Origin of the sequence: Corallococcus caeni (assembly GCF_036245865.1) — a bacterium.
GTDB lineage: Bacteria > Myxococcota > Myxococcia > Myxococcales > Myxococcaceae > Corallococcus > Corallococcus caeni.
Map to the genome: position 1 here is coordinate 250948 of NZ_BTTW01000012.1, position 10683 is coordinate 261630.

The window sequence follows — 10683 nt, forward strand, 5'->3', positions numbered from 1 at the left end:
GCCCCCCAGGCTACATGTTTTCCGGCGTCGGGATGCCCAGCAAGGTGAGCCCCGCCGCCAGCGTGATGCGCGTTGCGTCCGTGAGCGCCAGCCGGGCCGCGCGCATCGCGTCATTCCCCTCCACGAGGATGCGCTTGTCGCGGTCCTTGTTGCCGGCCGTGTAGTAGCGGCTGTACGCCGCCGCCACGTCCAGGAGCAGCCGCGCCACCAGGCTGGGCTCGTACTGCTCCGCCGCCGCCTTCACCGTGTCCGGCAGCCGCATCAATTCGCGCACCAGGGCCTGCTCCTCCGGGAGCGTGAGCAGCGCGGGGTCGTACGCCGTGGGCACGCCGCCGCCCTTGCGCAGCACGTTCGCGCTCCGGGCGTGCGCGTACTGGAGATAGGGCCCCGTGTGCCCCTCCAGGCTCGTCACCTCGTCCCAGTCGAACGTGTAGTCGCTGGCGCGGTTGTGCTTCAGGTCGCCGAAGACGATGGCGCCCAGGCCGATCTGCTCCGACAGCGCGTCCGCGTCCGACGTCTCCAGGTTGCCCTGCGCGACGTTCTCCTTCACGCGCTGGAGCACGCGCTCCTTCGCCTCGTCCAGGACCTGATCCAGCTCCACCACCTGGCCCTTGCGCGTGCTCATGCCGTGGATGCGGCCGAACGGCACGTGCACGCACTTGTCCGCCCACGGCTGCCCCATCTCCTTCAGGGTGCGGAACACCTGGCGGAAGTGCAGCGCCTGGTCCTGCGCGACGACGTAGAGCGACTTGTCGAAGTTGAAGCGCGCGTAGCGGTCCTCGGCGGCGGCCAGGTCGCGCGTGGCGTAGAGCGTGCTGCCGTCGTTCTTCTTGAGGAGCACGGGCGGCTCGCCGTCCGCGTAGGGCATGTCCACGATGATGGCGCCCTGGGACTCCTTCGTGCCGGGCTTCTTCGCGATCTGCTCGATGACCGCGTCCATCTTGCCCTGGTAGCGGCTCTCGCCCTCGATGTGCTCGAAGTCGATGCCCATGCGCGCGTAGACGCGCTTGAAGCCCTTGAGGCTCGTCTCCCGGAACTGGTTCCAGAGCTTCATCGCCTCCGGCTCGTTGGCCTCCATGCGGCGGAAGAACTCGCGGGCCTTCTCGTCGAAGGCGGGGTCCTCGCCGGCGCGCTTGTTGGCCTGGACGTACACCTGGACCAGGTGCGCCATGTCGTCGATGCGCGCCGGGTCGCCGTACTCCTGGAAGCCCACGGCCACCAGGCCGAACTGCTTGCCCCAGTCACCCAGGTAGTTGACGCCCTCCACGCGCCAGCCCAGCGCGCGGTACAGGTTCGCGATGCAGTGGCCCAGGAACGTGGTGCGGATGTGGTGGAAGCCAATGGGCTTGGCGATGTTGGGCGACGAGTAGTCGATGACCACCGTCTTGCCCTTGCCGTCCTCCGCGTCGCTGCCGTAGGCCACGCCCGCCAGGCGCACGCCGTCGATGACCTCCTGGGTGAAGGGGAGGGGAAGGAAGCGCGCGTTGACGTACGGGCCCACGGCCTTCACCTCCAGGCCCGGGACCTGGAGCGTCTGCGCGAGCTGCGCGGCGATGGCGGGGGGCGCCTTCTTCTGCGCCTTGGCGAGGGGGAAGGTGGCGAAGCTCAGGTCGCCGTGCGCGGGATCCGCGGGCTTGACCTGGGGCTCGATGTCGGCTGCGGGGACACCCAGGGCCCCGGCCAGGGCCTGGGCGAACGCTGCGCGGTAGCGGCTATAGACGGAAGTGCTCATGGACCGCGCGGATACTACCCAAGGCGGGGCGCCTTCCAGCCACCTCTTCTGTGGGGAAGGCGCCGGAGCGTCGTTCAGGTCACGGCGGGGCCGCGGCTCTTGGGGCGCACCACCGAGGCCACGGTGTCCAGCAGCTTGGGCAGCTTCAGCGGCTTCTCGAAGTACCCGTCGATGCGGTCCGGCCCTTCACCCGAGGTGAGGGACGCCACGTCGCTCGCGCCTGAGATGATGTAGACGACCACGTCCGCCAGCGACTCCGTGGTGCGGATGTAGTGGAGCACGGAGCGGCCGTCCTCCCCGGACAGCCGCAGGTCCAGCAGCACCATGGCCGGCCGGATGTGGGACAGGATGGAGCGAGCCTCGGCGGCGCCGGACGTGGCCATCACCCGGTAGCCCTCCTGCTCCAGCACCTGCTCCAGCACCTCGCGGCAGTCCACGTCGTCCTCCACCAGGAGGATGCCGCCCGCCTTGGGCGCGGCCTGGTTCACGTCCGGGACGCTCACGGCGCTCGCGAACAGGGGCAGGACCATCTGGAACGTGCTCCCCTCGCCCAGCACGCTGGACGCGTCCACGCGGCCGCCGTGCAGCGCGACGATCTTGGCGACGAGCGGCAGGCCCAGGCCCGCGCCCGGCGGACGGGGCATGCCCGGCTGCGCGCGGTAGAACGAGTCGAAGACGTGCTCCAGCGCCTCGGCCGTCATGCCCTGGCCGGAGTCCTTCACGGTGAGGATGCCCAGGCCCTCGCTGGACGACACGCTCACCTCGACGACGTCGTCCGTCTCGCTGTGGTGGATGCCGTTCTCCACGAGGTTGTGGATGGCCTCGGAGATGCGCTCGCGGTCGCCGCGGACGAACACCTCCGGGCAGGGGGGAATCACCACGCGCACGCGGCTGTGCTCCGCGACGGCGCCCAGCCCGCGCACCACCTCTTCCGCCACGGCCTTGAGGCCGAAGGGGCGCTGGTTGAGCTGCATCTTCCCGGACGACAGCCGGGACATCAGCACCAGGTCGTTCACCTGCTGGAGCAGCCGGTCCGCGTTCCGGTCGCAGATCTGCACCGCGCGGCGCTGGCCGTCCGTCAGCGCGCCCAGCTTCTCCCGGCCCAACATGGCCAGGTAGGCCTTGATGGTGGTGAGCGGGTTCTTCAAGTCGTGGGACACGTTGCCGAGCAGCTCCTCGCGGTTCTGCTCCAGGCTCTTGAGGCCCGCGATGGCCGTCTGCAGGTCCTTGTTGCGCCGGGCGCTGTCGTCGCGCAGCCGGGCCACCTCGTAGGCGGCGGTGAGCTGCGACGCCAGCGACTGCATCAGGACGTCGGACGCCTTGCGGCGCGCGCCCAGCACCACCAGCACGCCCGTCACGCCCTGCGGCCCTTCCAGGGGTACGGCGACGGTGTCGTCCTCGCGCAGGAGCAACTTTTCGGTGAAGCACCGGCCCACCACGCCCTCGCCCGGGACGGCGGCGGTGACGCGCTCGTCGTAGCGTCCGCGCACGTGCTCCACGTGCAGCTGGTTGCGCGACGGGAAGTGGCGCGCGACGTAGCAGACCTTCGGCTTGAGCAGCGTGTGGAGTGTCTGCAGCTGCGCGCGCAGGGCCTCCGTGGGGCCCGCGTTGTCGGTGAGCTGCCGGCCCATCTCCAGCAACGCCTGGGCGGCGGTGTCGGTATCCACGGGCGGAGGCGGCTTGGCCGTCCGCTTCGGGGGAGCCTTCTTCGCGGTGGTGGCGGGGCGCAGCTGAACCACCTCTGCGAGCTGCGGACCCTTCTTCTTCGATGGCACGCGTGAATCCTGCTTCATGTCACGCGTGGGAGGGAACCTCACCGGAGCCCGGCGCCTTCCACCAACGCCGAGCGTGTCAGGTGTCCGACAGCCTCCCAGCCCCGCCGTCCGGGCCTACATGCCTGGGACGGCCGGGCGCCTGCTCACGGCCGGCGCTGGACGCGGCCGTCCTTGTCCAGGCTGTAGGGCTCCACGAGGGCGGCCTGCACCTTGTCCTGATAGCCCTGCACGCCGAAGCCGCTCTCCGCCAGGGCCGCCAGCGCCACGGTCTGCACGCGGCGCGCGGTGTCCTCGTTGGTGAGCAGCTGGAGCAGGGGCTCGCGCGCCGGCTCGTACTTCAGGGGCCCCAGGACGTTGATGGCGGCGATCTTCACGTCGTCGGACATGTCCTCCAGGAAGGGGAGGACGGCCGGGGCCACGCGCGGGTCCTGCTTGCCCAGCACGTGGTGGAGCAGCACGACCTTCTTCTCCGGGTCGCGCGTGTAGCGGGAGGACAGGTGTTGGAGCGTGTCGGCGATGACGCCCATGAGCGCGTCCTCGGAGAGCAGCTCCTGGAGGATGCGCAGCGCCCAGGACGTCGCCTGATCGCTCGTCTTGAGGAAGGCGCTCACGGGCGCGACGGCGTCCTGGCCGAAGTGCTTGATGAGCTCGAAGGTGTGCTCCTTCTCGTCCGCGTCGGTGGTGAGCGGGTCCACGGTGACGGTGAACCGGCTGAGCAGCACCGTGACGGCCTCGGGGTACTTCATCTCCCCCAGCTGCTGCAGGGCCTTCTGCCGCGTGGACGGCTCCCCGTACTTCTGGGTCACCTTGGACTTGAGCTTGAGGGCTTTTTCGGGGCCCGAGCCGCCCGTGAGGAAATCGAAGAGACCCATAGGTACGTACCCGCTCCGGATTCGGAAGGTGGAGGCGCCATGTAGGACGGTGCGCCTTCCAGGACAAGAGGCAAGACAACTACAACGAAAGCTCCCGGCGCACGTCGCCCCGGTAGGCCCGCGCCAGCGTCTCCGCGGCGGCCCGGACCTCGTCCGTGGCCTCCTCGGGGACCTTCACCTGGAGCAGCAGGTACATGTCGCCCGGGGTACCTCCCCGGAGCGACGGGACGCCGCGCCCCTTGAGGCGCATCTTCCGGCCGGACTGCGAACCCGCCGGGACCTTCAGCGTGACCTCGCCCTGGAACGTGGGCACGCGCACCTCGCCGCCCAGCAGCGCCTCCGACACCGTCACCGGCAGGTCCAGGTAGAGGTCGTCACCCTCGCGGCGGACCAGCGGGTGCTCGGCCACCTCCGTCTCGATGTAGAGGTCCCCCGGAGGCCCCCCCTGGATGCCCGCCGCGCCCTGGCCCGCCAGCCGCACCTTGGAGCCGGTGACGACGCCCGCCGGAATCTTCACCGTCAGCCGGGTCGTCTCCTCCTTGATGCCGCTGCCGCCGCACTGGGAGCAGGGCTCCGGGGCCTTCCCGCTGCCGCGGCAGGTGGGGCACACGCCGGACCCGCCGAACACGGCCCCGCCCCGGCGCGCCCGGCCCGTGCCGTTGCACGTGGGGCACGTCACGAGCTTCCCCGTGTTCCCCTCGCCGTGGCACTTGGAGCAGCGGCCCGGGCGCTGGAGGGACAGGGTGCGCTCGGTGCCGGTGACGGCCTCCGCGAGGGACACCTGCACGCGGGTCGTCAGGTCGTCGCCGCGCTCGGCCGCCGTGGAGCGGCTGCCGCCCCGACCCCGGCCGAAGAGGTCGTTGATGTCGAACCCGCCCGCGCCGCCTCCGCCAGCCCCCGCGCGCCCGAAGATGTCGTTGAAGAGGTCCCCCAGGTCCACGCCCTCGGTGCTGAAGGGGATGCCGCCGCCCCCGCTGCCCCCGGCCGCCTGGGCCGCGCGGTACTGGCGGTAGGCCGCGGCCTTCTTCTCGTCGAAGCCAATCTTCTCCGCGTCCTCGCCGAACTCGTCGTAGAGCGCGCGCTTCTTCGGGTCGCCCAGCACCTCGAAGGCGGTGTTGATGCGCTTGAACTTCTCCTCCGCGCCCTTGTCGCCAGGATTGACGTCGGGGTGATGCTGGCGCGCGAGCTTGCGGAAGGCCTTCTTGAGGTCGTCCGCCGAGGCCGTCCGTGGCACGCCCAGAATCTGGTAGTAGTCGTCAGCCATAGGTTTTTGAGGGTGGTGCAGTACCCGACAAGGGAGAACGTAACCAGCGGGGCGGTGAGCGCCAGCACGGGATGTCCGGACAGGGCCGCGATGGTTACAGTCGCCGGAACATGAGGAAGGCCATGCCAGCACCGCGCCCCCGCCGGACGGCCCCCTTGTGGCTGGCGTGCGGGCTGCTTCCCGTGGCTCTGGGGGTTGCCCTGGGGTCCTGGGCGACCGCCCATGCCGCCCCCCCGCCGCCCGCTCCGGCCGTGGAAGAGGGCAGGGTGGTGGACCGTGTGGTGGCGGTCATCGAGGGCCAAGTGCTCACCCAGAGCGAGCTGGAGATGGAGGCCCGGGTGGCGCTGATCCAGCGGGGGGCCGTGCAGGCCGCCGCCCTGCCGCTGGATGAGCAGACGCTCCGGGGGGCCCTGGAGCTGTCCATCAACCAGCGCCTCCAGGTCCTGAGCGCGGACCGCCTGCAGGCCTTCCCGGCCGAACCGGCGGAGGTGGAGGCCCGACTGGACGCCTTCCGAGCGCGGCTGGGCGGAGAGGCGTCGCTCCAGCGCTTCCTGGACCGGCACGGCGTGGACCGCGACGCCCTGGTGGCCGTGCTGGCACGGGGGCTGCGGGCGGAGCGAATCCTCGACAGTCGGGTTCGGTTGAAGGCACAGGTGAGCGAGGCGGAGGTTCGTCACCACTATGACGCGCACCGGGACCTGTACCCCGGTGAGTTCGACCAGGCGGCGCGCACGGCCATCCGCGAGGAGCTGGTGCGGGCGCGCTACGGAGAGCTGGCGGCCCAGGCCCTGGCTGAAGTACGCAGGTCGGCGCAGGTGCGGCGGGTGGCGCCCTTCGCACGGGAGGCACGGCGATGAGACGGCTGCGGGAGGACGGCACGCCCGACAAGGGGAAGGGCTTCCTCATCCGGCAGATGACCGTGGATGACATGCCGGCGGTGATGGCGCTGGAGAAGGCGTCCTTCAAGAACCCCTGGTCCACGGAGCTGCTCGGGCGCGAACTCCAGCATGACTGGTCCACCATCCTCCTCGTGGAGGAGCCGCGCCCCGAGGGCGGCGTGGAGCTGCTGGGCCTGGCCATCTTCTGGATCGTCCACGACGAGGTCCACGTCCTCAATGTCGCCACCGCCCCCGTGCACCGCCGCCGGGGCGTCGCGCGCGTCGTGATGGAGGAGGTGCTCCGCCGGGGCGTGGCGCGGCGGTGCTCCCTGGCCACGCTGGAGGTGCGCCGGGGCAACGAGTCCGCCCTCAACCTCTACCGCTCGCTGGGCTTCCGGCCGGTCGGCATCCGCCCGAACTACTACGTGGACGAGGGCGAGGACGCGATCGTGATGGTCCTCGACTTCTAGGGGCGTAAGGGAGTAGAGCGTCCGGCCGTCGTCGCAGTCCCAGGTTTTTCGGGTGTGAGGGGAATGCACCCGGGTCCTCTGGCCGGTTCTGGCCCAGGGGCAAGCCATGCTTGACACCCGGGGGGCCCTCCCTATACTCGCGGGCCTTTTGTGTAGCCTGTAGGTAGATATGCTCCGCTCCGTGTAGCCGGAAGCGGGGTCCCCATCGAAGAAGAGGTTTCAGTGCCGACCATCAGCCAGCTCGTCCGCAAGGGCCGCGAGAAGCTCAACATCAAGGGCAAGAGCCCTGCCCTGAAGGAGTGCCCCCAGAAGCGCGGTGTGTGCACGCGCGTCTACACCACGACCCCGAAGAAGCCGAACTCGGCCCTCCGCAAGGTGGCCCGCGTGCGTCTCACCAACGGCATCGAGGTCACCTCCTACATCCCCGGCGTGGGTCACAACCTCCAGGAGCACTCGGTGGTCATGATCCGCGGTGGCCGTGTGAAGGACCTCCCGGGCGTTCGCTACCACATCATCCGCGGCACGCTGGACTCCGTGGGCGTTGCCGGTCGCAAGCAGAGCCGCTCCAAGTACGGCGCCAAGCGCCCCAGCTAGTCCGGTTCTCCCGCGCGTCGTTGGCGCGGAACACCTTCGCGGTACCTGAAGCAGTGTTGGACGCTGGCCCCACACCCTGGGGAGTGTCCCTGGAAGTTCCAAGCAGTCGTTCTTGAAGCCCCCTGAACAAGGCTTTCCTCAAAAGCGAGGAGAGTGGGGCGTAAGGGAAGAGATGCCTCGTCGTCGCGTAGTCGCCAAGCGGAAGATTCTCCCGGATCCGAAGTTCCAGGACCGGCTCGTCACCAAGTTCGTCAACGACCTGATGCGCAAGGGGAAGAAGTCCATCGCGGAGGGCGTGTGCTACGGCGCCTTCGCCCTCATGGAGGAGCGCGCGAAGGAAGACCCCCTCAAGACGTTCAAGAAGGCCCTGGACAACGTCAAGCCCGTCCTCGAGGTGAAGAGCCGCCGCGTCGGTGGCGCCACCTACCAGGTGCCCGTGGAAGTCCGTCAGGACCGCCGCGTCGCGCTGGGCATGCGCTGGATCATCTCCTACGCCAAGGCGCGTGGTGAGAAGACCATGCAGGAGAAGCTGGCCGGCGAGATCATGGACGCCGCCAACAACCGCGGGAACGCGGTGAAGAAGCGTGAAGACACGCACAAGATGGCGGAAGCCAACAAGGCCTTCGCTCACTACCGCTGGTAGGTCCCGAAAGGGGCTTCGCGGTTGCCGCCCGGATGCGCTGCCAGCGTCCGGGCGGTTTTGTTTGTCAGCCCTGGCAGCAGTCCAAGAGACGTCCGGAAGGAACCGAGTCATGGCCCGTGAGTTCCCCCTCGAGCGCTACCGCAACATCGGCATCATGGCGCACATCGATGCCGGCAAGACGACCACCACCGAGCGGATCCTGTTCTACACAGGCGCCATCCACAAGATGGGCGAGGTGCACGAAGGCACCACCACCACGGACTGGATGGTCCAGGAGCGCGAGCGCGGCATCACCATCACCTCCGCGGCCATCAGCGCCTTCTGGGAGCGGACCGGCCAGCGCTACCGCGTGAACATCATCGACACGCCGGGCCACGTGGACTTCACCATCGAGGTGGAGCGCTCGCTGCGTGTGCTCGACGGTGCCATCGCGGTGTTCGACGCGGTCAACGGCGTGGAGCCGCAGTCGGAGACGGTGTGGCGCCAGGCGGACCGCTACAAGGTCCCGCGCATCTGCTTCATCAACAAGATGGACCGCGTGGGCGCGGACTTCGAGATGTCCGTTGGCACCATCAAGGAGAAGCTCGGCGCGCGTCCCGTGCGCATGCAGCTGCCCCTGGGCAGCGAGGACAAGCTCAAGGGCGTCATCGACCTGGTGCGCATGAAGGCGCTGGTGTTCCAGGACGCGGAGCAGGGCAGCCGCTTCGACGTCGTGGACATCCCGGAGGACTACCAGGAGGCCGCCACCGCCGCGCGCGGGGAGCTGCTGGAGGCCGCGGCGGAGCAGGACGACGCGCTCACGGAGAAGTTCCTCAACGGCGAGGACCTCACCGAGGAGGAGGTGCGCGGCGCCATCCGCAAGGGCTGTGTGGGGCTGAAGCTGTTCCCGGTGTTCTGCGGCTCGGCGTTCCGCCACAAGGGCGTGCAGCCGCTGCTGGACGCGGTGGTGGACTACCTGCCCAGCCCGCTGGACATCCCGCCGATCCACGGCAAGACGCCCAAGGGCGAGGACGCCATCCGCGAGACGCGCGACGACGCGCCCTTCAGCGCGCTGGCGTTCAAGATCATGAACGACCCGTCCTTCTCGTCGCAGACGCTGACGTTCCTGCGCGTCTACTCCGGGAAGCTGGAGGCGGGCACGGCGGTGTGGAACTCCGTGAAGGGCAAGCGCGAGCGCGTCAGCCGGCTCGTGCAGATGCGCGCGGACAAGAAGGACGAGCTCACGGAGTGCTACGCCGGCGACATCTGCGCGGTGGTGGGGCTGAAGCTCGCGACCACGGGCGACACGCTCTGTGACGACAAGCAGCAGATCGTCCTGGAGCGCATGGAGTTCCCCGAGCCGGTCATCGACATCGCCATCGAGCCGAAGTCCACCGCGGACCAGGACAAGATCATCCAGGCCCTGCAGCGGCTGGCCATGGAGGACCCGTCCTTCCGCGTGCGCTCCAACGAGGAGACGGGCCAGACGCTCATCGCCGGCATGGGCGAGCTGCACCTCGAAATCATCGTCGACCGCCTCCTGCGCGAGTTCAAGGTGGACGCGAACATCGGCAAGCCGCAGGTGGCCTACCGTGAGACGGTGACGGCGACGAAGGAGGCGGAGGGCAAGTACATCCGCCAGGCGGGTGGCAAGGGGCAGTACGGCCACATCAACCTGCGCGTGTCCCCGAACGAGCCCGGCAAGGGCTTCGAGTTCGTCAACAGCATCACCGGCGGCGCCGTCTCCAAGGAGTTCGTGGACGCCGCGCGCGACGGCGCGAAGGAGGCCATGCAGAACGGCCCCGTCGCGGGCTACCCCATGGTGGACGTGAAGGTGGAGGCCTACGACGGCTCCATGCACGACGTGGACTCGTCGGAGATGGCGTTCAAGATCGCCGGCTCCATGGCCTTCAAGGACGCGGTCCGCGCGGCGAACCCGGTGCTCCTGGAGCCCATCATGGCCACGGAGGTCGTCACCCCGGAGGCCGCCATGGGCGACGTCATCGGCGACCTGAACGGCCGGCGCGGGAAGATCCTGGGCATGACGCCCCGGCCTGGCGGCGTGCAGGCCATCCAGGCGGAGGTGCCCCTGGCCGCCATGTTCGGGTACTCGACCGACCTGCGCAGCAAGAGCCAGGGAAGGGCGACCTACACCATGCAGTTCAAGCACTACGCACCGGCGCCCAAGTCAGCGCTCAACCCGAGCTACTGACGCCCCGGCCGAAGGGGGAGCCGCCGGGCGAATTCTGTTGACGTTCCAGCGGCTTTGAAGCACACGCAGCACCCTTCGGAAGTTCTCTCGAAGTCCTATACCGCCGGGGTTGCACCGGCGGCGTCGTGAGGAGCGGTTCATGTCCAAGGAAAAGTTCGATCGCAGCCTGCCCCACGTGAACATCGGAACGATTGGGCACGTGGACCACGGCAAGACGTCGCTGACGGCGGCCATCACGAAGGTGCTGGCGAAGACGGGCGGCGC

General features: G+C 69.2%; 10 protein-coding genes. 6 read left to right on the plus strand and 4 right to left on the minus strand.

What is annotated here, in order from left to right:
- Positions 1–10: 10 nt before the first annotated feature.
- The 4 genes from argS to AABA78_RS36450 form a co-directional block, all read right to left on the minus strand.
- Positions 11–1732 carry an arginine--tRNA ligase gene (argS, locus tag AABA78_RS36435; RefSeq protein ID WP_338270080.1) on the minus strand — a complete coding sequence of 574 codons (1722 nt, stop codon included), beginning with the start codon at positions 1730–1732 and terminating at the stop codon, positions 11–13.
- 74 nt (positions 1733–1806) lie between these two features.
- A complete protein-coding gene (locus AABA78_RS36440; protein ID WP_338270081.1) occupies positions 1807–3507 on the minus strand; it encodes a hybrid sensor histidine kinase/response regulator in 1701 nt (566 codons plus the stop codon).
- 143 nt (positions 3508–3650) lie between these two features.
- Positions 3651–4379 carry a HEAT repeat domain-containing protein gene (locus AABA78_RS36445; RefSeq protein ID WP_338270082.1) on the minus strand — a complete coding sequence of 243 codons (729 nt, stop codon included), beginning with the start codon at positions 4377–4379 and terminating at the stop codon, positions 3651–3653.
- 79 nt (positions 4380–4458) lie between these two features.
- Positions 4459–5643: a DnaJ C-terminal domain-containing protein gene (locus tag AABA78_RS36450; protein ID WP_338270084.1), complete on the minus strand. Its 1185-nt coding sequence runs from the start codon at positions 5641–5643 to the stop codon at positions 4459–4461.
- A 266-nt stretch (positions 5644–5909) separates the two neighbouring features.
- Here AABA78_RS36450 and AABA78_RS36455 point away from each other — a divergent pair, with 266 nt between their 5' ends.
- From AABA78_RS36455 to AABA78_RS36480, 6 genes are all read left to right on the plus strand, one after another.
- A complete protein-coding gene (locus tag AABA78_RS36455; protein WP_338270085.1) occupies positions 5910–6500 on the plus strand; it encodes a hypothetical protein in 591 nt (196 codons plus the stop codon).
- On the plus strand, positions 6497–6991 hold the full coding sequence (gene rimI / locus AABA78_RS36460; RefSeq protein WP_171421775.1) for a ribosomal protein S18-alanine N-acetyltransferase: 495 nt from the start codon (positions 6497–6499) through the stop codon (positions 6989–6991). The genes AABA78_RS36455 and rimI overlap by 4 nt, the downstream gene beginning before the upstream one ends.
- 222 nt (positions 6992–7213) lie before the next feature.
- Complete coding sequence (gene rpsL / locus AABA78_RS36465) at positions 7214–7585, plus strand: 30S ribosomal protein S12 (RefSeq protein WP_014395857.1); 372 nt, start codon at positions 7214–7216, stop codon at positions 7583–7585.
- A 172-nt stretch (positions 7586–7757) separates the two neighbouring features.
- On the plus strand, positions 7758–8228 hold the full coding sequence (gene rpsG, locus AABA78_RS36470; RefSeq protein ID WP_014395858.1) for a 30S ribosomal protein S7: 471 nt from the start codon (positions 7758–7760) through the stop codon (positions 8226–8228).
- A 109-nt stretch (positions 8229–8337) separates the two neighbouring features.
- The gene (fusA, locus tag AABA78_RS36475; protein ID WP_338270087.1) at positions 8338–10419 is read left to right on the plus strand and encodes an elongation factor G; all 2082 of its coding nucleotides are present in this window, start codon (positions 8338–8340) and stop codon (positions 10417–10419) included.
- A gap of 139 nt (positions 10420–10558) precedes the next feature.
- Positions 10559–10683, plus strand: a 125-nt coding sequence (locus AABA78_RS36480) for a GTP-binding protein (protein WP_233588040.1), incomplete at its 3' end; no start/stop codon positions are given.

Coding starts and splice junctions, on each gene's coding strand:
- argS (WP_338270080.1), bottom strand. CDS start 1,732: ATGAGCACTTCCGTCTATAGCCGCTACCGCGCAGCGTTCGCCCAGGCC.
- AABA78_RS36445 (WP_338270082.1), bottom strand. CDS start 4,379: ATGGGTCTCTTCGATTTCCTCACGGGCGGCTCGGGCCCCGAAAAAGCC.
- AABA78_RS36450 (WP_338270084.1), bottom strand. CDS start 5,643: ATGGCTGACGACTACTACCAGATTCTGGGCGTGCCACGGACGGCCTCG.
- rimI (WP_171421775.1), top strand. CDS start 6,497: ATGAGACGGCTGCGGGAGGACGGCACGCCCGACAAGGGGAAGGGCTTC.
- rpsG (WP_014395858.1), top strand. CDS start 7,758: ATGCCTCGTCGTCGCGTAGTCGCCAAGCGGAAGATTCTCCCGGATCCG.
- fusA (WP_338270087.1), top strand. CDS start 8,338: ATGGCCCGTGAGTTCCCCCTCGAGCGCTACCGCAACATCGGCATCATG.